The organism is Mesorhizobium sp. P2_B5 (assembly GCF_056404775.1).
The window spans coordinates 87,943-112,925 of the sequence record NZ_JBFUDJ010000010.1 but is presented as its reverse complement, the minus strand read 5'-3'; the positions used below and the strand labels follow the sequence as shown (position 1 = coordinate 112,925).

Here is a 24,983-nt window from a genome sequence, read left to right as displayed (position 1 = left end):
GCGGCATCGCAGCTACCGTCCTGCGCATGCATTCCGATATTGTCGATCTCCGTTCCTTCTATTCGACCACGCTCGGCCGCCTGGCCGAACGCTCGATCACCATGGCGCTGTCCTCGATATGGGCTGCCGTGCCCAATGAGCGGCTGGTCGGGCTCGGCTATACCTTGCCGTGGCTGGAGCGGTTCGGCACCGATGCCGAGCGGGTCTTTGCCTTCATGCCGGCCACCCAAGGTGCGGTGGTCTGGCCGGCGAGCGGGCCGACGTCGACGGCGCTGGTCTTCGACGAGGAACTGCCGCTGGTCGATTCCTGCATCGACCGCATGTTGCTGGTGCATTCGCTGGAGCATGTCGAAAACCCGCGCGAGACGCTGAACGAGATCTGGCGGGTGTTGTCGCCAGCGGGGCGTGTCGTCATCGTCGTGCCCAACCGGCGCGGCGTCTGGGCCCGGTTCGAGCACACGCCGTTCGGCAATGGCCGGCCGTTCTCGCGCGGCCAGCTCACCGAATTGCTGCGCGAGGCGAACTTCACGCCGGCTTCCTGGTCCGACGCGCTGTTCTTCCCGCCATCGCCGCGGCGCTTCATGATGCGGTTCCACAATGTGCTGGAGCGTGCCGGTCGGCGGTTCTGGCCGATCTTTTCCGGCGTCATCGTGGTCGAGGCACAGAAGCGGCTCTATCAGGGTGTGCCGGTCGCGCAGCGCGCCTCGCGCCGCGTCTTCGTGCCGGTGCTGTCGCCGCACGGCGCGACAAGGCTTGGCCGCCGCGCTGAAGGGGTGACATCGACCAAGCGTCAGGTGACACCTTCGTGATCACGATGAAAACTGGTGTTGCGTGGCCCACCTATCTGTCGCTGATGCATTCACAGGCCGTTTGAGCTGCGGATGCCTTCAAGTCCCTCCATTCGGTTTAAGCACCGCTGTTGAACGCAAGGATTCAGGTCATGGCTGATCAACCGGACGCGAACGCCACAGCCCAGCCGGTAACCGTCGAAGCCAGCAGCCTGCGCGACCAGGTGACGACGGTCAAACGGGCGCTGGTAGGCTCGCCGGTGCGCAAATGGCTGGTGTGGACGTCGGTCGGCATCATGGCGGTCATCGTCGCGACGTCGATCGGCCAGGTTCTGCTCAACCGCTGGAACCAGCCCTTCTACGATGCGCTGGCGCGTCGTGACATGGCGGCCTTCCTGCACCAGCTCATGATCTTTGCAATGATCGCCGGCACGCTGCTGGTGCTCAACATCGCTCAGACCTGGCTCAACCAGATGATCCGGCTGAAGCTGCGCGAGGCGCTGACGCTCGACCTGATCGACCAGTGGATGCGGCCGGCGCGGGCCTTCCGGCTGGCCAATGCCGGCGCCATCGGCGTCAATCCCGACCAGCGTATGCAGCAGGATGCCGCGCATCTGTCCGACCTGACGACGGACCTCGGCGTCGGCCTGCTGCAATCCTTCATCCTGCTGGTGTCTTTCGTCGGCGTGCTGTGGCAGCTATCTTCGGGCTTCGTCTTCCACATCAATGACTGGTCGCTGGCGATACCGGGCTACATGGTCTGGGCAGCGTTCCTCTATGCCGGCATCGCTTCCTGGCTGAGTTGGCTGGTCGGGCGGCCGCTGATCCGCCTCAACAGCGATCGCTACACGCGTGAAGCCGAGCTGCGCTCCTCGATGGTGCGGGTCAACGAAAATGTCGATGCCATTGCGCTCTACCACGGTGAAGCCGACGCCAAGCGACGGCTCGAAATCGATCTCGGCACCGTACTGGGCGCCATGCGGCGCATCTACACCGCGCAGATCAACCTGTCCTGGGTCACCGATACCTATGGCTGGATCACTGTCGTGGCGCCCATCCTGGTGGCATCGCCGGTGTATTTCTCGGGCGATATCAGCTTTGGCGGGCTGATGATGGCGGTCGGCGCCTTCAACCAGGTGCACTCGTCGCTTCGCTGGTTCATCAACAATATCGGCGGCATCGCCGACTGGCGCGCCACGCTGATGCGTGTCGCCGACTTCCGCATCGCGCTAGATGAAACCGATGTGCTGCACGACAAGGAAAGGCGCATCGACTTCGGCGACAGCGCCAATGGCAGCCTGACGTTCGAAAAGCTCCAGGTGGCCTCGCCCGAGGGCTGCACCAAGCTTGCCGACAGCCATGTCGAAATCCATCCCGGCGAGCGCGTCATGATCACCGGCGAGCCGGGCGCCGGCAAGACGCTGTTCTTCCGTGCCATCGCCGGCCTGTGGCCATGGGGGAGCGGGCGGATCGGCCTGCCGGCGGGAGAGACTCCGATCTTCGTGCCGCGCGTCCCGTATTTCCCGGTCGGCACGTTGCGCGAGGTCCTTGATCACCCGAATGGACCCGCGCCGGCGAGCGATGCCGACATTTCGGCGGTGCTCGCCGAGGTCGGTCTCGAGCGGCTGTCGTCCTCACTCGGCCGCACGGCGCGGTGGGATCACGAGCTGGGCGATGACGAGCAACGCGCGCTCGCCTTCGCCAGGCTTGCCTTGCGGCAGCCGAAATGGGTGATCATCGACGAGGCGATGGATGCGTTCGACGGCCCGTCGCTGCGGCGGGTGCTGTCGATGCTGGAAAAACGCCTGCCCGACACCGCGATCCTCAACATCGGGCGCGGCCTGCACAACGCTCATTTCTTTCCACGCGCGTTGAGCATCGTGAAGGATTTGGGCGCACCGGCGCTGAAACCGGCCCGCGTCAGGGCCGGTGCCATCGACCCGCCGCCGAAGGCGGTCGCGCGGCGAAAGAAGTAGGCGGGGCTTTATTTCGCCGCGATCGCGGCGAAGATTCGCGGATCGAAACATCCGTGGTGCGGCCATGCTCGATGCGCTCAGCCTGCTAGCCTGCCTTGCTTGCACTCCGGTCACGCCCGTGGCTGCCCCGGCCAATGCCGTTGCCGTGGATGTCGAACTGGTGCTGGCGGTCGACATCTCGCAGTCGATGGACGAGAGGGAGTTCGCCCTGCAGCGCGCCGGTTATGTCGAGGCGCTCAGGCATCCCGATTTCATCAAGGCCGTGCGCTCGGGCACGACCGGCCGCATCGCGCTTGCCTATTTCGAATGGGCAGGCGTCGTGCGCGAGGATGGCGTCATCGCCTGGCAGGTCATCGACAGCGCAGAGAGCGCCGACGCCTTCGCCGACAAAATAGCCGCGCGGCCGTTCCGCAGCTTTCGCGGCACCTCGATTTCCGGCGCGCTTGCCTTCGGCGCCGGGCTTTTCGACAGCACCGGCTTCGACGCACCACGCAGCGTGATCGACATCTCCGGCGACGGCCCCAACAACACAGGGCTGCCGGTCGCCACCATACGCGACGCCGCGGTGGCCAAGGGCATCGTCATCAACGGCCTGCCGATCCTGATCAGCCCGTCGCCGACCTTCAGCCATCTCGACCAGTATTATGACGACTGCGTCACCGGCGGGCCCGGCTCCTTCGTGCTGCCGATCTACGCAGCATCCGAATTCGCCACCGCCATACGCCGCAAGCTTATCCTGGAGGTAAGCGGCATTGCCGATGCGACCGTGGTCACGATCGACGCGGTCGCACCGATGGATTGCCTGCAGGGCGAACGCGACCGGCGGTTTTATTCCGATCCGTATTTCCCGGAACTCGATAAGTGAGATCTGTCTTCGGGCGATGCAACCGGCTCTAGGCCGGCCGCGCGCCGTATTTGTCGCGAAATTCGGTGTAGAGATCGCGGCGCCAGCGCCGGCCGCCGACATAGCCGCGCAACAGTTGCGGCAGCGAATAGCCAAGCGCCTTCGACGAGCGGTTGGCCAGATAGCCGGAGAACGCCTGCGAAACCCTGCCCTTGAGCGCGTCGGCGATAAGCTGCCGGGCGATCATGTAAGGCGGAATGTGAGGGTAGCGATCGGCGATATAGGGGTGCTTGTCGATCAAACTGGCATAGGCTTCGACATAGCCGTCGCGGCGACCGGAGATCGAATTCTCCGAATTGTACTTTTTCCAGTCGATCACTTCGGACAATTGCGCGCCGCTGCGCCGGGCAAAGCGCAGCAACAATTCGCGATCCTGCATGCGCGTGACGTCGCTGTCGTAGCCGCCGATGGCCAAAAGCGACTCGCGCCGGGCGGTGATTGCCGAGCCGGCAATGAAGATGGTCTGCGCAACAAGGGCGCGTTCCAGCGAGTCGCGGCTCAGGAGAGCCTCGCGGTTGACGCAATTGGTGCGGCGATTGCCCTTCAGCGACACGAAGGAACTGATCAGCACTTCGAGCGACGGATTGTTGTCGAACTGCTCCAGCGTTCGCACGAGCCGGTCCGGCAAATAGACGTCGTCGGAATCGAGGAATGTCACCACCGGCGCCCGCGCCCGCTCGATGCCGGCATTGCGGGCGGCATTGGCGCCGCGCCATTTCGAGCCGACATAGATCAGCCGAGGATCGCGGATTTCGGCGAGTGCAGCGGCCGTGCCGTCGGTCGAGCCGTCATCGACGACGATGTGCTCGAACCGGGCAAAATTCTGCGCCAGCACGCTCTCGACAGCGCGCACCACCTTGCTGCGGCGATTGTGCGTCGGCGTGATCACCGAGATCAGCGGAGCGAGGTCGGTTGTCTTGGACATGCTGCTTCGATTATGCCCCGAATTCCCTGAAGGCCGGATGCTTTGATGGGTCGCCGTCCAAGCCTTACCTCGGGATGGCATTCGATTCGACGCTACAAAAAACCGGCGGCAATGTCATCACAAACTGTTGAGCCCAGGATGCCCGTAGGCCAGCCGATTACCCCTGACGTAATCGACCGATGGCCATCATTTCCGCAGATTGGGTCAACGGAGCCGGTTATTGCGCTTCGATCGAACAGGGAGTTCAGCCATGACCGCCTACGCCGTCGCCCATATGCGCCAAGTCACAATAGGCCCGCAGATTGTCGAGTATCTGCAGAGGATCGACGCCACGCTGGAGCCGTTCGGCGGGCGCTTTCTTGTCCATGGCGGCGACATGGACGTGGTCGAGAACGAATGGCCCGGGCATCTGATCGTCATCGAGTTTCCAGACCGGGAAAATGCGCGTGACTGGTACAATTCATCTGCCTATCGGGAGATTCTGGCCTTGCGTACCGACAACTCCCAAGCCGATGTGGTCATCGCCGACGGTGTCAGGCACCCGCACAAGGCCACGGACGTGCTGGGATAGGAACACTATCGCTTCAGCAAGAACACCGCCTGCTGGCCGAAGAAATTCCAGAACCACCATGGCATCGACAGGCCGATCTTCTGGCCGTTGCCGTCCAGCGCAGTCGCTTTCTCGACCGAGGCGCCGAGCTCCTCGACCAGATTGACGAAGTCGCGGATGGTGCAGAAATGGATGTTGGGCGTGTCGTACCAGGAATAGGGCAGGTCCTCGGTCACCGGCATCCGCCCCTTGAAGAACAGCGACAGCCGCACCCGCCAATGGCCGAAATTTGGGAACGAGACGATGGCGCGGTTGCCAATTCGCAGCAGTTCGTCGAGCACCAGCTTCGGGTTGCGGGTCGCCTGCAGGGTCTGCGACAGGACGACGAAATCGAAACCCTTATCGGGATAGAATTCGAGGTCGGTGTCGGCATCGCCCTGGATGACCGAGAGGCCGCGCGCCACGCATTCATTGACGCCGCGCTGCGACAGTTCAAGCCCGCGGCCGTCGACCTGCTTGGTCTCCTGCAGGAGTTCCAGGAGCAGGCCGTCGCCGGAGCCGACGTCGAGCACCCGCGAGAGCGGCGGAATGAGGCCGGCAACGACTTCGAGGTCGACGCGCTGGGCGCGGTTGACACTCATGGCTGCGCCCCTTGGATGGCGCATGATCCCGGTGCGAAAAGTCTGCAACTTTTCGGGGTCATGCGCGGAGCCCCCTGGCGCGAGCCGCCGAGCCGATGAAGCCATTGATGGCGGCGAACAGTTCCGGTTCGTCGAGCAGGAAGGCATCGTGGCCGCGGTCGGTGTCGATCTCGACGAAGGAGACGGACGCGCCGGCGGCGTTGAGCGCATGCACGATCGAGCGGCTTTCCTCGGTCGGGAACAGCCAGTCCGAGGTGAAGGAGACCAGGCAGAAGCGTGTCTTGGTGCCGGCAAAGGCATCGGCGAGCCGGCCGCCATGGTCGGCGGCGAGGTCGAAATAGTCCATCGAACGGGTCATGTAGAGATAGGAATTGGCGTCGAAGCGGTCGACGAAGGTCATGCCCTGATGGCGCAGATAGCTCTCGATCTGAAAGTCGGCGTCGAAACCGAAGGTCAGCGCTTCGCGGTCCTGCAGATTGCGGCCGAACTTGCGGTGCAGTGCCGCTTCCGACAGATAGGTGATGTGGGCAGCCATGCGCGCCACCGCCAGCCCCTTTTCCGGGCGCTTGCCGTGCTCGAAATACTTGCCGCCATGCCAGTCCGGGTCGGCCATGACGGCCTGGCGACCGACCTCGTGGAAGGCTATGTTCTGCGAGGAATGGCGCGCGCCGGTGGCGATCGGCAGCGCCGAGAAGACGCGCTCGGAATAGCACGACGCCCATTCCAGCACCTGCATGCCGCCCATCGAGCCGCCGAGCACGCAAAACAGCTTCTCGATGCCGAAATGGTCGACCAGCATCAATTGCGCCCGCACCATGTCGCGGATCGTGATGATCGGCAGGTCGAGCCCGTAGGGCTTGCCGGTGGCGGGGTTGGTCGAGGCCGGACCGGTCGAGCCGAGGCAGCCGCCGATGACGTTGGAGCAGATGACGAAGAAGCGGTTGGTGTCGATGATCTTGCCGGGGCCGATCAGCACTTCCCACCAGCCAGGCTTGCCGGTCACCGGATTGGTGTTGGCGACGTGCTGGTCGCCGGTCAGCGCGTGGCAGACCAGAATGGCGTTGGAGCGGGCGTCGTTCAGCGTGCCGTAGGTCTGGTAGGCGATCTGGAACGGCGACAATAGCGTGCCGGCGTCGAGCTTGAGCGGCTTGTCAGGGCCAAAACGCAACACCGGGCTCGACGGGTTGTCGGCCTCATTGTTGGTTTTTGCGGCGCGGAGCGCGGTCATGTGACTCTCCTTGCCCGCCGTCAGGCAATAAAAAACCGGCAATGCGATCGCAAAGCCGGTTACGTCACGCAAACGGCCCTTTAGCGAGTTGTTTAACGTGGCTGCAAGCCGACCGGCCAAATCACCACGGAACTGTTCCGTTCTTCTAGAACTCGCGCGGCCCGGCGTCAACGGCCAGCTATTGCCCGGGCCTCTCGACATTCGGAGCCACGGCTTGTATTTCCGCTGCGGCCTCCGGACGGAGGCATTCTCGACGGATTTGCGACATGAACAAGACAACGGACAAGGCACGGCCGACGCCCCGCGCGGGCATCATGGACATCGACGCCTATGTGCCGGGCAAGAGCACGACGCCGGCCGGCGTCGCCAAGGTCCATAAATTGTCTTCGAACGAGAACCCGCTCGGCCCGTCACCGAAAGCAATCGAGGCCGCGCGCGAGGTCGCTGCCAAGCTCGATGTCTATCCCGATGGCACCGCCCGTCGGCTGCGCGAGGCGATCGCCGAAGTGCATGGCCTGAACCCGGCGAACATCATCTGCTCCAACGGTTCTGACGAGATCCTCGGCCTGCTGGCGCAGACCTATCTGGCGCCCGGCCATGAGGCCATCATCACCGAACACGCCTTCATGATCTACAAGATCTACATCCAGTCGGCCGGCGGGACACCGGTGACGGTCAAGGAGACCGACGAGCGCGCCGATGTCGACGCAATCCTGGCTGCGGTTACGCCGCGGACCAAAATCGTCTTCCTCGCCAATCCCAACAATCCGACCGGCACCTATCTGCCGTTCCAGGAGGTCCGTCGCCTGCATGCCGCCTTGCCTGGCAACGTGCTTCTGGTGCTCGATGCCGCCTACGCCGAATATGTCCGGCGCAACGACTATGAGGCCGGCATCGAGCTAGCCGGCAGCGCGCAGAACGTTGTCATGACCCGCACCTTCTCCAAGCTCGGCCTTGGCGGCGCGCGCATCGGATGGATGTATGGTCCCCTGCACATTGTCGATGCCATCAACCGCATCCGTGGCCCTTTCAATGTCAACGCGACGGCGATCGAGGCGGGCATTGCCGCCATCCGCGACCGCGCCCATGTCGAGCGCAGTTCGTTGCACAACGAGACCTGGCTTACCTGGCTGAATGAAGAGCTGACGAAGCTAGGGCTCAGGGTGACGCCGAGTGTCGGCAATTTCGTTCTCATCCACTTCCCTGAGGACAAGAAGCATTCGGCAGAGGCGGCGGACGACTATCTCACCCAGCGCGGCTTCATCCTGCGGCGCGTCACCGGCTATGGCTTCCCCAACGCGCTGCGCATGAGCGTCGGCACGGAAGAAGCCAATCGCGGCGTCATCGACGCCCTCACGACATTCCTGAAAAGCTGAAACAATGACATCACCGATGTTTGAAAAGATCGCGCTGGTCGGCATCGGCCTGATCGGCTCGTCGCTGGCCCGCGTCATCCGCCGCGAAGGCCTGGCCGCCCATGTCGCCATCGCGACGCGCAGCCCGACCACGCTGGCGCGTGCGAAGGAACTCGGTCTGGGCGAAAGCTACACAACAGACGCCAAAGAAGCGGTTCGCGATGCCGATCTCGTCATCGTCTCGGTGCCTGTGGGATCGTCGGGCGAGGTAGCGCAAGAGATCGCGCCGGCGCTGAAAAAGGGCGCCATCCTGACCGATGTCGGCTCGACCAAGGCCTCGGTGATTGCACAGATGCAGCCTTATGTGCCGGACGGCGTGCATTTCATCCCGGGACATCCGCTGGCGGGTACGGAAAAATCCGGCCCGGATGCCGGCTTCGCCGAGCTGTTTGAGAACCGCTGGTGCATCTTTACGCCGCTGGCCGATACCGATCCGACCGCGCTGGAGAAGCTGTCGGAATTCTGGCGGCGCTGCGGCTCCAACATCGACACGATGGACCCGCAGCATCACGACATGACGCTGGCGATCGTCTCGCATCTGCCGCACATCATTGCCTACAACATCGTCGGCACGGCCGACGACCTGGAATCGGTGACCAAGACCGAAGTCATCAAATATTCGGCCTCGGGTTTCCGCGACTTCACCCGTCTCGCGGCTTCGGACCCGACCATGTGGCGGGACGTATGCCTGCACAACAAGGATGCCATCCTGGAAATGCTGGCACGCTTCTCGGAGGATCTGGCCTTTCTGCAGCGGGCGATCCGCTGGGGCGACGGCGATAAGCTGTTCGACCTATTCACCCGCACCCGCGCCGTGCGCCGCTCGATCATCGAGGCCGGTCAGGACATCGATGTGCCGGATTTTGGTCGCCAAGCGGTGGAACACCCCGCCAAGAGCTAAAATCCGTTTTCAGGCAGGCCAGGTCGCCGCGACCATGGCCATTGTCTCGGCACGGTCCGGGGCACCGAGCCGGCCACCAAAACGCTGGCATTTGAGCGCGGCGGCGGCACTGGCAAAGCGCAAGGCCTGCTCGATAGGCATGGCTTCGGCGAGCCCAACGGCAAAGGCGCCGTGGAAGATGTCGCCAGCGGCCAGCGTGTCGACGGCCTTGACCTTCGGCGCCGCGATGTGGCGCACGCAGCCTGAGGACCGGTCATGCCACCAGCTTCCCGCCGCTCCGCCGGTCACCGCGACGAAGGCATCGGTGCGGCTGGCGAGATCGGCGCAGGCGGTCTCCGGATCCAGGGCGTGGCCGCAGACAATGCGCGCCGCTGTCTCCGAAGCGACGATGTGCGACGCCAGCGGCAACAGAAGCTCCAGCACTTCGAGTGGCGCTGTGTCGGCATCGAGGATCGCCGGCCTGCCGGCGTCGCGCGCGGCGGTCAGGGCAAGGGCGGCAGCGCCCGGCCAGCGCACATCGACGAGAACGGCGTCAAATGCGGCAAGGTCTGTGACGGGCGGCGTCTCGGGATCAGCCTGCGCCTTCGGGTCGTAGAAAGGCACGATAACGCGCTCGCCATGGGCGTCGACGAGGATCGAGGCCAGCGCCGAACGCGCACCTTGAACGCGGCGGACAAAACTGCAATCGACGCCCTCGGCCTCGATGCCGGCCAGCAGCTGGTCGCCGATGGCATCGTCACCCGCACTTGCCCACAGGAACACCTCGGCGCCGAGACGGCGTGCGGCGCAGGCCGCACTTGTCGCCATGCCCGCAGCGATCTGGACGCCGTCCGAAGCGATGAACTTGCCTTGGTGCGTGGGCAGGGTTTCGAGGCGCAGGATGGTATCCAGCGTCAGCGCGCCGACACTAAGCAGTTTTACTGGCCGGTTCATGCGTTGGCTTGGCTAAGCATGGATCCTCCCCCAAAGCGGTTCCCGCCTTTGGGATCATGCTCTAATCGAGCGGCTTGATCTTGCCCAGAGGAATGAAGCCGAGCGAGGCCTTGCCCTTCACCACCTTGAGCGGCATCGACGGCTCGTTGCCGAGCAAAGCCAAGCCGGCAAAGCCTTGCTCGATCTGGCTCTTCTGCTCGGGGATGGCGGTGGCGAGGATTGCCGCCACGGCTTTGGGATCCTTGAGCTTGATCGTCAGGTCGGCGTTGACCATGCCATTGGCGTCGACCGACACCGGGCCGGAGACGGTGATGCGCGCGGTTCCCGACGACAGATCGAGCTTGTGGATGTCGGCGGCCTGGCCGCGCACGCTCTTTGCCTCGGTCTTCATCAGCGCCACGCCGTTTTTCAGCGTCGCGTCACCGCTGCCGTCGAGTGGCGGCAGCACGCGCCCGCCGATCGCGTCGGCATCGATCTCAAGATCGGTGAAGTTTCCGACATAACCGATGTCCTGGCCGTCGGGCCGCAGTTCTCCCGCCGCAGTTCCGGCGCTGAACAGCGATACCGGATCGGTGTCATCAGCCGGGTCGGTCTGGCCGGACAGGCCTTCGGCCTGCAGCGAAATGCTGCGCGGCAAGGGCCAGGACAGCTTTGCACCGGCCTGTAGATTGTCCCAGTCGATCCAGAGCGGGGTCATCCCGGGCATCGATGTGCGCAGCGGTCCGCGCAACTCGGCGGCGGGCGATAGCGGGCGGATGAGTTGGGCCACGAAATTGAAACTGCCGGTCGAGGCGGCGACGTTCCTGGTGTCATCCTCGTAAGCCAGATTGTCACAGGAAATGGCGAAGCTCAGGGGATAGCCGCTGACGGTGAGGTTGGCGCAGCCGGCCTCGATGCCTTTGTCCTTGAGCGAGGCCACTGCCTTGTCGGCTTCGCTTCTGACGCGGCCGGCAACATAGAACCAGATCGCGCTGTAGGCGCCGAACAGCATAACGGCCAAAGCGGCGAGCCAGAACAGCCGGCGGCGAAACTTCGACGGGCGTTCGTCACTTGACGTCATGCTGCGGCTTTCATTAACGCGGCGTGTTGCGGGTGGACTGTGGTTTACGCAACAAGCAAAAGGACAGAAGGGCACCGATTCCGATGCGGCGGCGTCACTCTCGTGCAATCAGGCTTGGCGATATGGGCGATTTTTGGGTTTTTGGCTACGGCTCGCTGATCTGGCGGCCGGGATTCGCGCATGTCGAGACCCGGCGCGCCCGCCTTTACGGCTACCGCCGGTCGCTCTGCGTCTACTCCTTCGTGCATCGCGGCACGCGCGAGCGGCCGGGCCTGGTGCTTGGCCTCGACCGTGGCGGCTCCTGCATCGGGCTGGCGTTTCGCGTGCCCGGTGAGTTGCGCGATGAGGTGCTTGCCTATCTGCGCGAGCGCGAACTGGTGACCCGCGTCTACCTTGAGCGTGTGCTCGACATCCGCCTCGACGGCGGCGAAACGGTCCCGGCGGTTGCCTATATCGTCGACCGCCAGCACGAGCAGTATGCCGGCGGCCTCGACGCGGCGAATGCGGCAAGCGTCATCCGCGGCGCCATCGGCCAGTCCGGAAACAATGAGGACTATGTGCTGAGCGCGGTCGAGCACCTCGAAGCGCTCGGTATCAGCGATCACTGGCTGGAAGAGGTGGCGAAACGGGTCGCGCCCAACGCTACATTGTGAAAATCTGTTTTCCGAGATCGGCGCGATCCAGGCTGTTTTCGACGGCAAGCTTGAACTCGCTCAACGGGTGGATGCCGCCGACAGGGATATGGAAGTCAGGCTGGCCGAAGATGTCGACAATCTCGCGCAGCATCGGCCGGTCGGCTTCGACGGGCGGCGAAAAGAAGTAGCGATAGATGTTTGCCCTGATTTCGGCGCCGCTCAGCAGCACGTCGAAATTGTGCAGCTCGAAACGCTCGGCGCTCATGCCGCCGTTGATGACCATCTGCCCGCCAAGAGCAAGGCTGCGGATCAACTCGCCGCCGGCAGGCCCGCCGACATTGTCGATGATGCCGTTCAGCCCGGCGCCGCCGGTTATGTCCATGACCGCTTCCTTGATGCCATCCTTTACCTCTGACAGGTCGAGGACGGCAGTCGCGCCAAGTTGCTTCAGGTCCAGTTTTTGTCGACTGCGTCGCACGATTGCGATCACATTGATGCCGCGCCGTTGGGCGAACTGCATCACCATGGTTGAAATCGAAGAATAGCCAGCCGTGACCGCCAGCCACTGGCCAGGCTGCACCCTGGAATCCACCAACAGGTCCCAGGCCGTGATCGGGTTCACCATCTGCCCGGCGCGTTCGGTGGGATAGTCGGCGGGCAAAGGGATCAGCCATTCAGCGGGAATGGCGGCGTACTCGGCCCAGGTGTTGTAGTGGCTAAAGGCGACAAGCGTGCCGGGTTTCAGGGCGACATCCGCCCCTACCGCCTCGACGATGCCTGCACCATGATTTCCGGCGATCTGCCGGGGAAAGTGCGGCTTCTTCGGTTCGGGATAGAGGTTCTGGATGAACAGAAAGTCGCCCGGATTGACCGAGGCCGAGACCATCCTGACCAGCACCTCGCCGTCGCCGATCCGCGGAATCGGCACATCATCCAGATAAAGCACGTCCCGCGGCGAGCCGATCTCGTCGAATACGATTGCCTTCATGTCGGTCTCCAAATGGCAGCGGCTTGGAGGCGACCAGACCGCGAGCGCCGACATTTGCATCGGCGCCGCGGAATCTAGGTCGGCTGGCAAAAATCAGAATTGGCAGATTTGACAATCTATGTGCTAAACTTGCCATCTATTGTTTTGTGCATGAGAAGGCATCTTGGCCAACCAACCCCTCCACGCCGTGATCTGGCTGCCCTCGACCTTCTATTCGGCGGTCGCCGCCACGCTCGTCGAAATGTTCGACCTGGTGAACACCCTTCGCGGCGCACCGGCGATTTCCTTCGAATTCGTGGCCCGGCAGGCTGACGCCACGACGACGCCGGGAATTTCCTTTCATACCAGACGCGAACCCTCGCAGCGCATGGATATGCTGATCCTGCTTGCCATGCCCGGCATGCAGGTGCCGGCGCTTGTTGCCGCACTGGAGGAAGAGAGCCGTCATGCCGCGCCGCTCATCGCCAGGGCGCAGCGCGACGGCGCCATCCTCGCCGCGCATTGCGGCGCTGGTTATTTCCTCGCCGATGCCGGCCTTCTCGATCGAAAACGCGCGACGATCTCCTGGTGGCTGAAGGCTGATGCCCAGCGCCGTTTTCCGAATGTGCGCTGGGACGCTTCCCGTGTCCTGGTCGGGGACGGGCGGATCTATACTTGCGGCGGGGGCTTTTCAGGCCTCGAGCTCGGCAAGGCTCTTCTCAAGGATCTTGGCTTCGCCAAGGAGGAGCGGCTGGTTCGCAAACTCTTGGTGCTGCCGCCGTCGCGCCACAGCCAGGCGCCATATGAATTCCCGCTCACCGATCTGCTGCCCTTGCATGAGTCGTTGCGCGACCGTCTCGAAGCCCTAGCAAGAAGCCAGCTCAGAACGCTCGATCTTGCCTTACTTGGCGCGCAACTCGGCCTGTCGCCGCGAACACTGGCGCGCCGGTTTGCCGAGGAGTTGCACACGACGCCCGGCCGATGGATTCAGGACCAACGGCTCGAGGCCGCCAAGACGCTTCTCGAAAGCACCAGGCTTGGTGTTGCGGAGATATGCTATCAGGTCGGCTATCAGGATGCGGCCTCGTTCAGCCGGCTCTTCAACCGCACCGTCGGACTGCCACCCGGCGAATACCGGCGTCAAAGCCAGTAGACCATGGCCAGGTTGCGGGCGAAGCGGTCGCGCCTTTGTGAAGCGCTGGTCCGCTGGAAAATTGGCTGAGGCCTTTGACCTCGGCGCGGCGAGACCTAGCTTAGCTGCGGCCCGAAGCATTCGGGTTCGCCCGCCGCCGCCAGCATCACGGAGCCCCATCTTGCAGAAACGCCGTATCGGTCAAACCGACCTTTCCATCGCGCCGCTGGTTCTGGGCGGGAATGTCTTCGGCTGGACCGCCGACGAGAAGACCTCCTTCGACCTGCTCGACCGGTTCGCCGGCGCCGGCCTCAACGCCATCGACACGGCCGACGCTTATTCGCGCTGGGTGCCCGGCAACAAGGGCGGCGAATCCGAGACGATCATCGGCAAATGGATGAAAAGCCGCGGCAACCGCGACAAGATCGTCGTCATCACCAAGGTTGGCTCGGATATGGGGCAAGGCAAAAAGGATTTGTCGGCCGCCCATATCGAGAGGGCGGTCGAGGCATCGCTCAAGCGGCTGCAGACCGATGTGGTCGATCTTTATCTGTCGCATTGGCCTGACCCGACCACGCCCTATGAGGAAACGCTCGGCGCCTATGAGAAGCTGCTTGCCGCCGGCAAGGTCCGCCATATCGGCGCCTCCAACCTCGACGCCGGCCAGTTGCGCGCCGCACTCGATGTGGCCAGCCTGCGCGGGCTGCCGCGCTATGCCGTGCTGCAGCCGGAATACAATCTCTACGATCGCTCGCCTTTCGACGGGCCGCTGCATGATCTGTGCGTGGCGGAGGATATCGGCGTCATCACCTATTTCGCTCTCGCCAAAGGGTTTTTGAGCGGCAAATACCGCAGCGAGGCCGATCTTGGCAAAAGTGAACGCGGCGGTGGCGTGAAGGGCTATCTCAATGCGCGTGGAATGCGCATTCTTGCGGCACTTGACGCTGTGTCGGCGCGGCATTCGGCCAGCCAGGCCGAAGTCGCGCTTGCCTGGGTGATGGCGCAGCCCGGCATCACCGCACCGATCGCCAGCGCAACAACGCTCGACCAGGTCGACAGCCTGGTGCGCGCGGCGTCGCTGAAGCTCAGCGCGGAGGATCTCGCGGCGCTGGACAAGGCCAGCGCCTAGCGAAGGCTGCCGATCAGGTTCGGCACGATCGTTCAAGACGTCGGCAGTCCGGTTCGCCACACTGCTCTCCAGCATCGTGGGAGAGGGAGCAGCATGGCCATAGAAATCCTCTCACAGGCGCAACCCTGGCAGCAATTGCTGGCGCTGGTGCTGGCGGCAACCGTCGTCATGGGCAGTCCAGGCCCGGCGACGATCAGCGTCACGGCGATAGGCGCAGCCTTCGGCCTGCGCAATTCGCTCCGCTATGCCTGGGGGATCATTCTCGGCACGGTTGCGGTGCTGCTGGTGGTGGCCACCGGCATCACGGCTATCCTCACCTCGATGCCGGGGGTGGCGCCCGTGCTGGCGGCCGCTTCCGCCGCCTACATCCTCTATCTCGCCTTCAGAATAGCGACGGCGCCGCCGCTGGCGGCACGCGACAGCAGGGCTGTGCTGCCAACCTTCCTCGGCGGCTTCCTGCTCGCCGTCGCCAATCCGAAGGCCTATGTGGCGATTGCCGCGGTCCTTGCCGGCTCCGCGACGGCGGCCGGCGCCGATGCTCTCGGCGTTCCGGCGAGGCTCGCGGTTCTCACCTTGATGATCGTCGCCATTCATGTGCTGTGGCTTCTGGCCGGCGCGGCCTTCGCCCGCACCCTGCGCCAGCCGCTGGCGTCGCGGATCATCAACCTGGTGTTCGCGGCAACGCTGGTGGTGACCACCGCTTTGGCGGCGTGGCCGTAAGCCCGAGCGGCGCCGGAGATCAGGCCTTGGTTTTCGCGACCGCGGCGAGTTCGGCCAGTCGCTTGGACGCCGTTGGCGGCATTGGCGGCGGGTTCGGCGCGCGGGAAGCTTCGATCAGCAACTGATCGCAGGCGGCTTCGGTCTCGCCGATCAGCCGGTCCATGAATTCGTCCTTGCCGAGCCCGGGCGGGATCGGCGGCAGGAAGCGGGCCTTGATGGTGCCGGGAAAGCGCATGAATTTGCGGCGCGGCCAATAGAGGCCGGCGACATGGGCAACCGGCACCACCGGAACGCCGAGCTGCGCGTAGAGTTCGACAATGCCGTATTTGTAGGCCGGCTCGTCGCCCGGCGCGCGACGCGTGCCTTCGGGATAGATGATCAGCTGGCGCGGATTGCGTGCCATTTCCTGTCTGGTCGAGGCAACGACCTGCTTCAGCGCCTTGGAGCGGCTGCCGCGGTCGACCGGGATCATCCGCATCTTCATGATGTACCAGCCGAAGAAGGGGATCCAGGTCAGTTCGCGCTTGAGGATGTAAAGCGGGTCCTGGAGAAGCGGAAAAAAAGCGATCGCGTCCCAGAATGACTGGTGTTTCGGCGCCAGGATGAAGGACCCTTCGGGCAGGTTTTCCAAACCGGTGATGTCGCTCCTGGTGCCGGCGATCTTGTCGTAGAGCCACAGGCTGGTGCGCGACCAGAATTTCGGCACGAACCAGGCACGGTGGCGCGGCGACAGGAAATAGTACGGGGTCCAGAGGATCATCTGGACGATCAGGTTGACGTAGAAGACGAGGTTGAACGCCAGCGAGCGAATATAGAGCATGCGGGGAAGGGCCCGTTGAGGAGGTGTGCGTTGGTTACACCAAGCGCGGGCAAAAAGGAAACGCCGCAAAGGCTGCAGCCAGCCCTCAGCTCACCACGTCGCCTGCTGCAGCCGCTGTTTCAGCCGCGGAGCGGCGAAATCGAGGAATGCCCTGAGTTTGACCGGCAGCAGGCCCTGGCCGGCATGGACGAGGCTCACCGGCCATGGTTGCGGCTCGAAGGGCTGCAAGACCGGGATGAGCACGCCAGAGCGTACCGCGTCCGCGATCTGGTAGGACAGCACGCGCGTCATGCCGGCGCCGGCAATCGCGGCATCGATCGCCGCTTCCGCGGTGTTGACGCGCAGCCGGGAGCGGATCGGCACAATCAGTTCGCCCTTGCCACCGGCAAAGCTCCAGCTGGCGAGAGCGGAGGGGCCCTCGAAACTGATGCACTCATGCGCGGCCAGATCTTCCGGGGCCTGTGGCATGCCGTGCGTGGCGATATAGGCGGGACTGGCGCACACCACGCGGCGGATCGCGCCGACGCGGATGGCGACCAGGCTCGACGGCGCAAGCTCGCCGATGCGGATGGCGAGATCGAGATGCTCCTCGGCCAGTTGGGTTATCCGGTCGGCCAATGTCAGGCGGATGTTGACTTGGCTGTAGGCCGCGAGGAACTCGGTGACGACGGGCAGCACATGCAGGCGGCCAAAGACGATCGGGGCGGTGATGAACAGGTCGCCGGTCGGCGTGCTGTATTCGCCGGCGGCGGTGCGCTCGGCCTCGCCGACCTCGCCCAGGATACGGCGGCAGGCGGCGAGATAGGCCTGGCCGGCATCGGTCAGGGTCAACTGCCGGGTCGAACGGTTCAGCAGTCGCGTCTGCAGATGCTTTTCAAGGTCGGAGACCTTGCGGCTGACCGTCGCCAGCGGAATTCCGAAGCGGCGGCCGGCAGAGGAAAGGCTACCAGCCTCCACCGCGGCGACGAACAGCGACATGGCTTCGAAGCGATCCATCATTGCTTCCAGAAAATGGAAGGAGAGGTTGCGAATATGCCATCTACATCCGAAAGATGGAAGCCTCTATATCGGAGCGCACAATAGCCAGAGATTTGGTCTCGAGGAGGCTTTCATGAACGCGCATACCTTCACCAGCGACGTCGCCTTCACGCCGACGGTCAAGGCGATCCAGACCCGCAAGGGGTCGCGCAAGGGTTATGCCAGCGCCGAGGAGCGCGGCGGATGGCGCGCCCATATCACGCCGGACCTCGCCGACTTCATCGCGGCGCAGACCAGCGTCTTCCTGTCGACGGCCAATGGCGAGGGCCAGCCCTATATCCAGCATCGCGGCGGGCCTGCCGGCTTCCTCAGGGTGCTGGACGAGAAGACCATCGGCTTTGCCGATTTCTCGGGGAATAGGCAGTTCATCACCCAAGGCAATCTTGCCGACAACAATCAGGCATTCCTGTTCCTCATCGACTATGCGCATCGGCAGCGCGTCAAGATCTGGGGCACGGCGCGCGTTGTCGAGGACGATGCCGAGCTTTTGGCAAAGCTGATGCCGCAGGATTACAAGGCTCGCCCCGAGCAGGTCATCCTGTTCACGGTCTCGGCCTGGGATGCCAATTGCCCGCAACACATTCCGCAGCGTTTCGAGGCGGCCGACGTGGCGGCTGCACTTGCCGAACGCGACAAGCAGATTGAGCGGCTCGAACAGGAGATTGCGCGGCTGCGCGGCGCCTCGGACGGCGCGGCCAAGGGGTAATCGACTCAGTCCTTTGCGGTCGAAACCTCGGCCAGCGCGACGCTGTCGGCGGTCTGGCGGATCGGGACGATGCCGCGCGCCAGCGCCAGCAGATATTTGCTGTATTCGGTCAGAAGCACGCGCAGCGCTTCCGGTTTGGTCAGCCAGTCGCCATTGTCGAGATTGGTGTTGACCACTGGATAGGGCTCAAGCTTGGCGCCGTGCAGCAGACGGCCCATCTCCAGCAGGCTGCGCGGCATGTGATAATTGTTGGTGACGAGGATGACGCTTCCATAGGCGTGGCTCTCCACCCATTTGGCGCTCTCCTGGGCATTACCGATCGTGTCGAGCGCAGCGCGGTCGATGTCGACGCAGCAGGAAAACAGCGCCTTGTCACTGCCGGTCGCAGCCTGTAGCTGGCGGCGGCTGGCGGAGGGATGGACGCCTGAGATCAGCAACCTCTCGCCCTTGCCGGAGGCAAGCAGGTCGAGTGCGGCGTCGAGGCGCGCCTGACCGCCGGTCAAGACGATGATCGCATCGGCCTTGGCCGGATCGGCCGGGGTGGTCATGTGGCTGACCTTGCTGGCGAACCAGCCGAAGCCGCCGGCAAACAGCGTCACCAGCAGCAGCAGACAGAGGGAGGCGAGACGCAGCACCGTCCGCAAACGACCCGGGCCGGTGCGCACACGTGAACGCGCACCCACCACTGGCATCTGTCCAGCCGTCCCGGTCGAGTTCCGCGCGTCCATCATCCTATGGTTAATCCTGAAATGCCGCTTTGATAAGGAAAAAAGCGCACATTGCGTTACGTCGTTTTTCGATCCGTGATCGCTCCGTTATTCCAGTCCCTGGCCCTCGAACTGTTTTTCGCTTCTGCCGTCATTGCTCAGCCCGCATCCGGCTGGCGGACATCGATGTCGCTGAGATAGGCGACGACGGTGGCGTGCGAGGTCGCCGCCGTCAGCCCGCCGATCACAAGCACCATCAGGCCGACGCCGAGATAGCCGGCCGATCCGATGGCGAAATTGCCGAACAAAGCGGTGGCCTGGTCGGCCTCCGGCGTTGCCATGTTGCGCGACGACCACCAGGAAAAGACGATGAAAACGAGGATCGCGGCGGCCCCGCCGGCGGCAGCGCCCTTCATGCCGGTGACCAGGAAATGCCAGCGGAATTCGCGCGCGATGAAGCGCGCCTCGGCGCCGACGAAATGCAGCACCTCGATGATATGGCCGTTGCCGGCCATGGCGCCCCGAGTGGCGAACACCACCGTCAGCACTGTCGCCGACAACATCAGCACCAGCACGGCGATGCCGATGGTGACGGTGGTGCGGGCCATGGCGACCAGCCGGTCGACCCAGGTGCGGTGATCGTCGAGCGATGCGCTGGGCAGTTTGGGCGTTATCGCTGCGCGGATGGCGGCAAAGTCGGGCGGGCTGGTCTCGTCGATGGTGACGATGATCAGCCGCGGCACCGGCAGTTCGTCGATGTTCAGCCCCGAGCCCAGCCACGGCTCCAACAGGCGGGCCGTCGCATCGCGGTCGATGATCCTGGTCGCTTTCACGCCCGGGAATTCGCCGGCGATCTGCGAGGCCTGGGCAAGGGCTGCCTCCATGTCGAGGCCGTCGACCGGCTTGATCTGGATCGTCGCCTCACGCGAGATCTGGTTCTCCCAGACCGAGGCGGTATCGCGCACCAGCGTGACGGCGCCGAAGGTCAGGCAAGACAGAAAGGTCATGATGGCGATGACCAGCACCAGAGCGCGGCCGGCAATGTTCTGCGCCGGCACGATCGGCGCCATGCGGCGCTGGACGCGCTGAGGCGTAGCGGCCTGCTGCGCGGCCGCTTCATGCAGCTGTTCGGCGGATAGCTCAGTCATAGATATCCAGCCTTCCGCCGGCCAGGATCATGCGGCGCGCGTCGACCTGCTCCATCAGGCCGAGATCGTGGGTGGCGATCACCACCGCGGTGCCGAGACGGTTGAGTTCGATGAACAGCCTGAGCAAACGGCGCGCCAGCGGCGGGTCGACATTGCCGGTCGGCTCGTCGGCGAGCAGGATCTCGGGCTGTTCGATCAGCGCGCGGGCGATGGCGGCGCGCTGCTTTTCGCCGCCCGAGAGGACCGGCGGCAGCACATGCATGCGCTCGCCGAGACCAACCCATTTCAAAAGTTCGGTGACGTCGGTGCGGTAGCTCGCTTCCTCGCGGCCGCGCACGCGCAGCGGCAGGGCGACATTCTCATAGGTGGTCATGTGGTCGAGCAGGCGGAAATCCTGGAACACCACGCCGATGCGGCGCCTGAGATGCGGCAGTTCGGCGCGCGAGATACGCGAGCGGTCCTTGCCGAAGATGGTGATCAGCCCGCGCGTCGGCTTCAGCGACATGAACAGAAGGCGCAGCAGCGTCGTCTTGCCGGCGCCGGAGGGCCCGCTCAGGAACTGGAAGGAGCTCTCCGGAATGTGCAAGGAGATGTCGCGGAGGATTTCCGGACCCATGCCATAGCGGAGGCCGACATTTTCGAAGCGGATCACGTGCGACGACCTGAAATGTGTGGCGGCGGCGCGCCAGCCCTTTCTGCCAAACGACCATCGGCCGCCATGGTTAACCGTCGGTTAATTTTCGCTGTTTTTGAATGCGTCACAAGGGTTCCGGTGGGGAAGCGTTAACCATTTCCATTTACGCAAAAGAAACGAAGAGCGAACAGCGGGACCATGATGGCTGAGCAACGAACCGCGCGCCCGGTTTCCGGCGAAATCATGACCGGGACAAGTGTCGCGCCGGAATTGCGTCCTTTGGCAACCGACATCGTCGATGCCGATTATGAGGTGCTGCCCCGCTTGGTTCCAAGAGTGGAAGCCCTGTCGTCGCCGGCGCGGGGCATGGCCACGCCGTCGATCGAAGGCATGGACATGCTGCGCAAGCCGGAAGCCGCAACCGTGCGGCCGCCGGCGTCGCGAGGCGGGCCGATCTTCTGGATCGCCGGGGTCGGTGCGGCGCTCGCCGCTTTCTGGGTCTCGGGCGGTCACGCGCTGGTGCGCCAGACGCCGTTCTGGACAGTCGAACAGCCGGCGGGCGCCGTACTCAGCATTGCCGGCGTCACCTCGCACGTTGACGCTTCCGGGTCCACCCCGGTGCTGTTCGTCGATGGCGAGGCCGTGAATGACGGTGTGAAGGCGGGACCATTGCCGCCGCTGGAAATCCGCGTCACCGGCAATGACAGCCGCATTACGCGCTATACGTTGGGGACATCCAGCCGTTCGCTGGCGCCTGGCGAAAGATTCGGCTTTTCCAGCCGTCTCGACGTGCCTAGAAACGGGGTGAAGGCCGTCTCGGTCACTTTCGCCGGTTAGGCGACGATCTCTCGGAAAGGTTATTGATGCCAGTTGTGCGCGGCAAGGACATCGAAGTCCTGTTTTCGGCGTCCGCGATCGCGCGGCGCAATCTGGAACTCGCCAAGGAGATCGCCGAGCACGATTACCATGACCTCTTGGTGATTTCGGTGCTGAAGGGCTCCTTCATCTTCGCCGCCGACCTCATTCGCGCCATGCACGATGTCGGGCTGTCGCCGGAGGTCGAATTCATTTTCATCTCCAGCTACGGCGCCGGCACCACCAGCGGCGAGGTGAGGGTGCTGCGCGACATCGACAATGAGGTCGCCGGCCGCGACGTGCTCTTGATCGACGATATTCTCGAATCCGGCAAGACGCTCTCCTTCACTCGCAATCTGATGCTGTCGCGCGGCGCCAAAAGCTGCGCCATCGCGGTGCTGCTCGACAAGCGCATGCGCCGCCAGACCGAGCTCAATGCCGACTATGTCGGCTTCGACTGTCCCGATTATTTCGTCGTCGGTTACGGCATGGACGTCGCCCACGCTTTTCGCGAATTGCMATTCGTCGGTGTCGTCAAAGGCGACGCTTGAGACCTTTTGATAATTCTACTCCGGCGGCCATTTGGCGCGGCTTCCTGCGCTTCCGGTGCTCACGGACTTGAATGTCCGCTGCGCTCCGGTTCTCGCAAACCACACCAACTGACTCACCGGAGCGAATTCTAAAAAGGTCTCATCGACGCTTCAAATTTTCAGAAAAAGTCAACTTTTGCCCGCCAAATTCCGGCCCATGGCAAAGCTTCTGATCGTCGAGGACGATGAGTCCGTCCGTACCCTCGCCGCCCGCGCGCTCGAACGCGCCGGGCATTCAATCGACATTGCCGCCGATGGCGCGCAGGGGCTGGCGATGATCAGCGCGGCGGGCGGCGGTTACGACCTCGTCGTCTCCGATATCCGCATGCCGGAGATGGACGGCATCGAGATGGCGATCGCGGCGGCCAGGCTTTTCCCGGCGATGAAGATCCTGCTGATGACCGGCTATGCCGACCAGCGCGAGCGCGCCGAGGAGTTGAACGGCATCATTATCGATGTCGTGCAGAAGCCCTTCACGCTGGCCGAAATCCGCTCCCGGGTCGAACAGGCGCTCACCTGCTTCGCATAGTCTAGCTTCACGCCGCATCCTGGCTCGCAGCAAGGACAGGCGTGGTGCTCCTGCGCCGCTCGGTGTTGAGTGCGAGCAGGCCGGCGCCGATGATCAGCGCGGCACCGATGGCGGTGGTCGAGCGCGGCACCTCATTGAAGAACAGGAAGCCCCACAGCGGCGACCAGATGATGCCAGTGTATTCGAAGGTGGCCACGCGGTTGGCCGGCGCCAGCCGGTAGGCCTGCGACAGAAGGATCATGCCGGCCGAGGCGACGAAACCGCAGGCCGCCATCTTGAGGAAATCCGGTGTCGTCGGCCAAACCCATGGCCGCACCAGGAATTCGAGGCTTGGATGGACCGCGTGGGTTATGCCCGCGAGCCAGAATGTGCCGGCAACCGCGGCAGCACCGACGAGGTAGGCGCCGTTCTGGTAGAAGGCCATGACGGTTGAGGATTCGGTGTCGCCGATCTTGCGCGCCATCAGCTGCGAAAAGCCGTAGAGCAGCGCCGAACCCAGCGACAAGAAGGCCGCCCAGTCGAACAGGCCGGCGCCCGGGCGCAGCATCACGACCACGCCCAGCATGCCGATCAGCACGGTGGCGAGCGTCTGCCAGGACACGCGTTCGCCGAGATAGGGTCCGGCCATCGCCATGATGAACAGCGGCGCCATGAAGTAGAGCGCCACCGCGTCGGCGAGCGGCAAGGCGGCGATTGCCAGATAATAGACCGTATAGGAGCTGAACTGGATGAAGGCGCGGATCGTCAGCAGGCCAAACCGCTTCGAGGCGATGGCCCGCAGGCCGACATCGGCGTGGACGAGAACGATCAGGATCGGCAAGGCGACGATCGAGCGGATCCACATCACCTCGGTGACGGGATAGCCGCCTGACACCGCCTTGACGAGGGGGTCCTGGAGCGAGAACACCAGCACGCCAAGGCACAGGCTGATGATGCCGAGAACGATCCGGTTGCGCATGTCGTTGCTGCCGGCCCCTTGCCTGAAGTGCCCGCAGCCGCCCGGCTGCGGGGTAAAAAGAACCCGCCACCGTTTCGGGCAGCGGGTATGAGTGAGGACTCTTCGATTGGTCCGCAACCGATTTCGCGGCCGCATATCCAATGGGTAGGCTGACTATCGTCCGGCGTTTGACATGTTGCAAACGAATTGGAATGATACCAGCGATCAAATTTGCTTATGACGGATTCGATGCGACCAACCCTCGACAGCGATCTTCTGCGCACCTTCGTCGCCATTGCCGAAGCTGGCAATTTCACCCGGGCGGCGGAGCAGGCCGGCCGCACCCAATCAGCGGTGTCGATGCAGATGAAGAAGCTCGAGGAGCTGGTCGGCGACAGCCTGTTCGAACGCGGTTCGCGCGGCGTAGCCCTGACTCGCCGTGGCGGCGAACTGATCGTCAATGCCCGCCGCATCGTCTCGCTGCTCGACGAGACGGCGGCGTCGATGGCGGCGGCACCTCTCGGCGGGCCGGTGCGGATCGGCATTCCAGAGGAATATGGCCACGCCATCCTGTCGCGGGCGCTCGGCGCCTTCTCCAAGCGCCACACCAAGGTTGAGGTCACGGTGCGCTATGCGCATTCAGGCGCGCAGCTGGCGGCGCTGGCTGCCGGCGAGCTCGACCTCGCCGTGGTCTTCGAATGGCAGGATCCTGGCGGCGGCGAGGTGCTGATGCACGATCCGACGGTGTGGGTGACATCGAGCCTGCATCACATGCATGAGGAGCGGCCGGTGCCGATCGCGCTCTATAACCGGGCCGGCTGGTGCAAGGACTTCGCCATCAAATCGCTGGAACAGCGCGGGCTGGCCTACCGAGTCGCCTATACCAGCGACACCACCGGCGGCCTGAAGCTCGCCGTCACCTCTGGCCTGGCGATCGCGCCGATCTCGCACAGCAACATTCCCGATGGCTGTCGCGAGCTCACTGCCGCCGACGGGTTCGGCCACATCGACTCCTCGAATGTGGTGATGCATCGCAACCCGAACGCGTCAGGCGAGGCGATCGACGGCATGCAGGAAGCGATCCGCGACGCATTCGTCAACAGGTCCGATTAGAA

27 protein-coding genes and 1 riboswitch are annotated in these 24,983 nt (G+C 63.9%); of the genes, 15 read left to right on the top strand and 12 right to left on the bottom strand.

Annotation, left to right across the window (positions count from 1 at the left end):
- The first annotated feature begins 26 nt into the window (after positions 1 to 26).
- The 3 genes from AC1D1N_RS25725 (at position 27) to AC1D1N_RS25715 (ending at position 3,629) form a co-directional block, all read left to right on the top strand.
- On the top strand, positions 27 to 809 hold the full coding sequence (locus AC1D1N_RS25725) for a class I SAM-dependent methyltransferase (RefSeq protein ID WP_352557739.1): 783 nt from the start codon (positions 27 to 29) through the stop codon (positions 807 to 809).
- Between the two features lie 131 nt (positions 810 to 940).
- Positions 941 to 2,764, top strand: coding sequence for an ABC transporter ATP-binding protein/permease (locus tag AC1D1N_RS25720; protein WP_477351818.1), 1,824 nt, complete (start codon positions 941 to 943; stop codon positions 2,762 to 2,764).
- 64 nt (positions 2,765 to 2,828) lie between these two features.
- The gene (locus AC1D1N_RS25715) at positions 2,829 to 3,629 is read left to right on the top strand and encodes a DUF1194 domain-containing protein (protein WP_436261549.1); all 801 of its coding nucleotides are present in this window, start codon (positions 2,829 to 2,831) and stop codon (positions 3,627 to 3,629) included.
- Positions 3,630 to 3,657: 28 nt separating this feature from the next.
- On the opposite strand, the gene AC1D1N_RS25710 is transcribed toward AC1D1N_RS25715, so the two are convergent.
- Entirely contained in the window at positions 3,658 to 4,593 is a 936-nt protein-coding gene (locus tag AC1D1N_RS25710; RefSeq protein ID WP_477351816.1) for a glycosyltransferase family 2 protein, read from the bottom strand.
- 250 nt (positions 4,594 to 4,843) lie between these two features.
- Between AC1D1N_RS25710 and AC1D1N_RS25705 the strand changes: the two genes are divergently transcribed.
- The gene (locus tag AC1D1N_RS25705) at positions 4,844 to 5,164 is read left to right on the top strand and encodes a DUF1330 domain-containing protein (RefSeq protein WP_477351814.1); all 321 of its coding nucleotides are present in this window, start codon (positions 4,844 to 4,846) and stop codon (positions 5,162 to 5,164) included.
- A 5-nt stretch (positions 5,165 to 5,169) separates the two neighbouring features.
- On the opposite strand, the gene metW is transcribed toward AC1D1N_RS25705, so the two are convergent.
- Together metW and metX are read right to left on the bottom strand one after the other, a co-directional pair.
- The gene (gene metW, locus AC1D1N_RS25700; RefSeq protein WP_112562220.1) at positions 5,170 to 5,784 is read right to left on the bottom strand and encodes a methionine biosynthesis protein MetW; all 615 of its coding nucleotides are present in this window, start codon (positions 5,782 to 5,784) and stop codon (positions 5,170 to 5,172) included.
- A 58-nt stretch (positions 5,785 to 5,842) separates the two neighbouring features.
- Complete coding sequence (metX, locus tag AC1D1N_RS25695; RefSeq protein ID WP_192258304.1) at positions 5,843 to 7,012, bottom strand: homoserine O-acetyltransferase MetX; 1,170 nt, start codon at positions 7,010 to 7,012, stop codon at positions 5,843 to 5,845.
- Between the two features lie 60 nt (positions 7,013 to 7,072).
- Positions 7,073 to 7,150, bottom strand: a riboswitch (SAM riboswitch).
- 128 nt (positions 7,151 to 7,278) lie between these two features.
- Here metX and hisC point away from each other — a divergent pair.
- Entirely contained in the window at positions 7,279 to 8,388 is a 1,110-nt protein-coding gene (hisC, locus tag AC1D1N_RS25690) for a histidinol-phosphate transaminase (protein WP_477351811.1), read from the top strand.
- Positions 8,389 to 8,392: 4 nt separating this feature from the next.
- Positions 8,393 to 9,328 carry a prephenate/arogenate dehydrogenase family protein gene (locus AC1D1N_RS25685; protein ID WP_477351809.1) on the top strand — a complete coding sequence of 312 codons (936 nt, stop codon included), beginning with the start codon at positions 8,393 to 8,395 and terminating at the stop codon, positions 9,326 to 9,328.
- A gap of 9 nt (positions 9,329 to 9,337) precedes the next feature.
- Here AC1D1N_RS25685 and AC1D1N_RS25680 read toward each other — a convergent pair whose 3' ends face one another.
- Together AC1D1N_RS25680 and AC1D1N_RS25675 are read right to left on the bottom strand one after the other, a co-directional pair.
- Positions 9,338 to 10,261, bottom strand: coding sequence for a sugar kinase (locus AC1D1N_RS25680; protein WP_477351807.1), 924 nt, complete (start codon positions 10,259 to 10,261; stop codon positions 9,338 to 9,340).
- 61 nt (positions 10,262 to 10,322) lie between these two features.
- Positions 10,323 to 11,321 (bottom strand): DUF2125 domain-containing protein, encoded by a 999-nt coding sequence (locus AC1D1N_RS25675; RefSeq protein WP_477351805.1) that lies wholly within the window; start codon positions 11,319 to 11,321, stop codon positions 10,323 to 10,325.
- A gap of 122 nt (positions 11,322 to 11,443) precedes the next feature.
- On the opposite strand from AC1D1N_RS25675, the gene AC1D1N_RS25670 reads away from it, so the two are divergent.
- Positions 11,444 to 11,974, top strand: coding sequence for a gamma-glutamylcyclotransferase (locus AC1D1N_RS25670; protein ID WP_477351803.1), 531 nt, complete (start codon positions 11,444 to 11,446; stop codon positions 11,972 to 11,974).
- Here the strand turns inward: AC1D1N_RS25670 and AC1D1N_RS25665 are convergent.
- Positions 11,964 to 12,944 carry a quinone oxidoreductase family protein gene (locus AC1D1N_RS25665; protein ID WP_477351801.1) on the bottom strand — a complete coding sequence of 327 codons (981 nt, stop codon included), beginning with the start codon at positions 12,942 to 12,944 and terminating at the stop codon, positions 11,964 to 11,966. The genes AC1D1N_RS25670 and AC1D1N_RS25665 overlap by 11 nt on opposite strands.
- Before the next feature lie 163 nt (positions 12,945 to 13,107).
- Between AC1D1N_RS25665 and AC1D1N_RS25660 the strand changes: the two genes are divergently transcribed.
- From AC1D1N_RS25660 to AC1D1N_RS25650, 3 genes are all read left to right on the top strand, one after another.
- Entirely contained in the window at positions 13,108 to 14,076 is a 969-nt protein-coding gene (locus tag AC1D1N_RS25660) for a GlxA family transcriptional regulator (RefSeq protein WP_477351799.1), read from the top strand.
- 160 nt (positions 14,077 to 14,236) lie between these two features.
- Positions 14,237 to 15,184 carry an aldo/keto reductase gene (locus tag AC1D1N_RS25655; RefSeq protein WP_477351797.1) on the top strand — a complete coding sequence of 316 codons (948 nt, stop codon included), beginning with the start codon at positions 14,237 to 14,239 and terminating at the stop codon, positions 15,182 to 15,184.
- 93 nt (positions 15,185 to 15,277) lie between these two features.
- Positions 15,278 to 15,904 carry a LysE family translocator gene (locus AC1D1N_RS25650; RefSeq protein ID WP_477351795.1) on the top strand — a complete coding sequence of 209 codons (627 nt, stop codon included), beginning with the start codon at positions 15,278 to 15,280 and terminating at the stop codon, positions 15,902 to 15,904.
- A gap of 19 nt (positions 15,905 to 15,923) precedes the next feature.
- On the opposite strand, the gene AC1D1N_RS25645 is transcribed toward AC1D1N_RS25650, so the two are convergent.
- Positions 15,924 to 16,724 carry a lysophospholipid acyltransferase family protein gene (locus tag AC1D1N_RS25645; RefSeq protein ID WP_477351793.1) on the bottom strand — a complete coding sequence of 267 codons (801 nt, stop codon included), beginning with the start codon at positions 16,722 to 16,724 and terminating at the stop codon, positions 15,924 to 15,926.
- A 90-nt stretch (positions 16,725 to 16,814) separates the two neighbouring features.
- The gene (locus AC1D1N_RS25640) at positions 16,815 to 17,720 is read right to left on the bottom strand and encodes a LysR family transcriptional regulator (protein WP_477351791.1); all 906 of its coding nucleotides are present in this window, start codon (positions 17,718 to 17,720) and stop codon (positions 16,815 to 16,817) included.
- A 115-nt stretch (positions 17,721 to 17,835) separates the two neighbouring features.
- On the opposite strand from AC1D1N_RS25640, the gene AC1D1N_RS25635 reads away from it, so the two are divergent.
- The gene (locus AC1D1N_RS25635; RefSeq protein ID WP_112562233.1) at positions 17,836 to 18,468 is read left to right on the top strand and encodes a pyridoxamine 5'-phosphate oxidase family protein; all 633 of its coding nucleotides are present in this window, start codon (positions 17,836 to 17,838) and stop codon (positions 18,466 to 18,468) included.
- Positions 18,469 to 18,473: 5 nt separating this feature from the next.
- Here the strand turns inward: AC1D1N_RS25635 and AC1D1N_RS25630 are convergent, their stop codons facing one another.
- The 3 genes from AC1D1N_RS25630 to ftsE form a co-directional block, all read right to left on the bottom strand.
- Positions 18,474 to 19,199 carry a YdcF family protein gene (locus AC1D1N_RS25630; protein ID WP_112562234.1) on the bottom strand — a complete coding sequence of 242 codons (726 nt, stop codon included), beginning with the start codon at positions 19,197 to 19,199 and terminating at the stop codon, positions 18,474 to 18,476.
- A gap of 134 nt (positions 19,200 to 19,333) precedes the next feature.
- A complete protein-coding gene (locus AC1D1N_RS25625; protein ID WP_477351788.1) occupies positions 19,334 to 20,323 on the bottom strand; it encodes a cell division protein FtsX in 990 nt (329 codons plus the stop codon).
- Positions 20,316 to 20,975 (bottom strand): cell division ATP-binding protein FtsE, encoded by a 660-nt coding sequence (ftsE, locus tag AC1D1N_RS25620; protein ID WP_023685344.1) that lies wholly within the window; start codon positions 20,973 to 20,975, stop codon positions 20,316 to 20,318. Before ftsE ends, AC1D1N_RS25625 begins: the two co-directional genes overlap by 8 nt.
- Before the next feature lie 180 nt (positions 20,976 to 21,155).
- Here ftsE and AC1D1N_RS25615 point away from each other — a divergent pair, with 180 nt between their 5' ends.
- From AC1D1N_RS25615 to AC1D1N_RS25605, 3 genes are all read left to right on the top strand, one after another.
- The gene (locus AC1D1N_RS25615) at positions 21,156 to 21,794 is read left to right on the top strand and encodes a hypothetical protein (RefSeq protein ID WP_477351786.1); all 639 of its coding nucleotides are present in this window, start codon (positions 21,156 to 21,158) and stop codon (positions 21,792 to 21,794) included.
- A gap of 26 nt (positions 21,795 to 21,820) precedes the next feature.
- Positions 21,821 to 22,363 (top strand): hypoxanthine phosphoribosyltransferase, encoded by a 543-nt coding sequence (gene hpt / locus AC1D1N_RS25610; RefSeq protein ID WP_477351784.1) that lies wholly within the window; start codon positions 21,821 to 21,823, stop codon positions 22,361 to 22,363.
- A 196-nt stretch (positions 22,364 to 22,559) separates the two neighbouring features.
- Positions 22,560 to 22,931 carry a response regulator gene (locus AC1D1N_RS25605; RefSeq protein ID WP_436261535.1) on the top strand — a complete coding sequence of 124 codons (372 nt, stop codon included), beginning with the start codon at positions 22,560 to 22,562 and terminating at the stop codon, positions 22,929 to 22,931.
- A 7-nt stretch (positions 22,932 to 22,938) separates the two neighbouring features.
- Here the strand turns inward: AC1D1N_RS25605 and AC1D1N_RS25600 are convergent, their stop codons facing one another.
- Entirely contained in the window at positions 22,939 to 23,889 is a 951-nt protein-coding gene (locus AC1D1N_RS25600; protein WP_477351782.1) for a DMT family transporter, read from the bottom strand.
- A 228-nt stretch (positions 23,890 to 24,117) separates the two neighbouring features.
- Here AC1D1N_RS25600 and AC1D1N_RS25595 point away from each other — a divergent pair, with 228 nt between their 5' ends.
- Complete coding sequence (locus AC1D1N_RS25595) at positions 24,118 to 24,981, top strand: LysR substrate-binding domain-containing protein (RefSeq protein WP_112562313.1); 864 nt, start codon at positions 24,118 to 24,120, stop codon at positions 24,979 to 24,981.
- Positions 24,982 to 24,983: the final 2 nt, after the last annotated feature.

Excerpts from the sequence above, each read along its gene's own strand:
- AC1D1N_RS25725 (WP_352557739.1), top strand. The coding sequence starts at position 27 with ATGCATTCCGATATTGTCGATCTCCGTTCCTTCTATTCGACCACGCTC.
- AC1D1N_RS25670 (WP_477351803.1), top strand. The coding sequence starts at position 11,444 with ATGGGCGATTTTTGGGTTTTTGGCTACGGCTCGCTGATCTGGCGGCCG.
- AC1D1N_RS25640 (WP_477351791.1), bottom strand. The coding sequence starts at position 17,720 with ATGGATCGCTTCGAAGCCATGTCGCTGTTCGTCGCCGCGGTGGAGGCT.
- AC1D1N_RS25705 (WP_477351814.1), top strand. The coding sequence starts at position 4,844 with ATGACCGCCTACGCCGTCGCCCATATGCGCCAAGTCACAATAGGCCCG.
- AC1D1N_RS25605 (WP_436261535.1), top strand. The coding sequence starts at position 22,560 with ATGGCAAAGCTTCTGATCGTCGAGGACGATGAGTCCGTCCGTACCCTC.
- AC1D1N_RS25665 (WP_477351801.1), bottom strand. The coding sequence starts at position 12,944 with ATGAAGGCAATCGTATTCGACGAGATCGGCTCGCCGCGGGACGTGCTT.
- AC1D1N_RS25710 (WP_477351816.1), bottom strand. The coding sequence starts at position 4,593 with ATGTCCAAGACAACCGACCTCGCTCCGCTGATCTCGGTGATCACGCCG.
- AC1D1N_RS25645 (WP_477351793.1), bottom strand. The coding sequence starts at position 16,724 with ATGCTCTATATTCGCTCGCTGGCGTTCAACCTCGTCTTCTACGTCAAC.
- hisC (WP_477351811.1), top strand. The coding sequence starts at position 7,279 with ATGAACAAGACAACGGACAAGGCACGGCCGACGCCCCGCGCGGGCATC.
- AC1D1N_RS25650 (WP_477351795.1), top strand. The coding sequence starts at position 15,278 with ATGGCCATAGAAATCCTCTCACAGGCGCAACCCTGGCAGCAATTGCTG.
- AC1D1N_RS25675 (WP_477351805.1), bottom strand. The coding sequence starts at position 11,321 with ATGACGTCAAGTGACGAACGCCCGTCGAAGTTTCGCCGCCGGCTGTTC.
- AC1D1N_RS25600 (WP_477351782.1), bottom strand. The coding sequence starts at position 23,889 with ATGCGCAACCGGATCGTTCTCGGCATCATCAGCCTGTGCCTTGGCGTG.
- AC1D1N_RS25635 (WP_112562233.1), top strand. The coding sequence starts at position 17,836 with ATGAACGCGCATACCTTCACCAGCGACGTCGCCTTCACGCCGACGGTC.
- AC1D1N_RS25630 (WP_112562234.1), bottom strand. The coding sequence starts at position 19,199 with ATGATGGACGCGCGGAACTCGACCGGGACGGCTGGACAGATGCCAGTG.
- metX (WP_192258304.1), bottom strand. The coding sequence starts at position 7,012 with ATGACCGCGCTCCGCGCCGCAAAAACCAACAATGAGGCCGACAACCCG.
- AC1D1N_RS25715 (WP_436261549.1), top strand. The coding sequence starts at position 2,829 with ATGCTCGATGCGCTCAGCCTGCTAGCCTGCCTTGCTTGCACTCCGGTC.
- AC1D1N_RS25625 (WP_477351788.1), bottom strand. The coding sequence starts at position 20,323 with ATGACTGAGCTATCCGCCGAACAGCTGCATGAAGCGGCCGCGCAGCAG.
- AC1D1N_RS25685 (WP_477351809.1), top strand. The coding sequence starts at position 8,393 with ATGACATCACCGATGTTTGAAAAGATCGCGCTGGTCGGCATCGGCCTG.
- AC1D1N_RS25595 (WP_112562313.1), top strand. The coding sequence starts at position 24,118 with ATGCGACCAACCCTCGACAGCGATCTTCTGCGCACCTTCGTCGCCATT.
- metW (WP_112562220.1), bottom strand. The coding sequence starts at position 5,784 with ATGAGTGTCAACCGCGCCCAGCGCGTCGACCTCGAAGTCGTTGCCGGC.
- AC1D1N_RS25680 (WP_477351807.1), bottom strand. The coding sequence starts at position 10,261 with ATGAACCGGCCAGTAAAACTGCTTAGTGTCGGCGCGCTGACGCTGGAT.
- AC1D1N_RS25615 (WP_477351786.1), top strand. The coding sequence starts at position 21,156 with ATGATGGCTGAGCAACGAACCGCGCGCCCGGTTTCCGGCGAAATCATG.
- AC1D1N_RS25720 (WP_477351818.1), top strand. The coding sequence starts at position 941 with ATGGCTGATCAACCGGACGCGAACGCCACAGCCCAGCCGGTAACCGTC.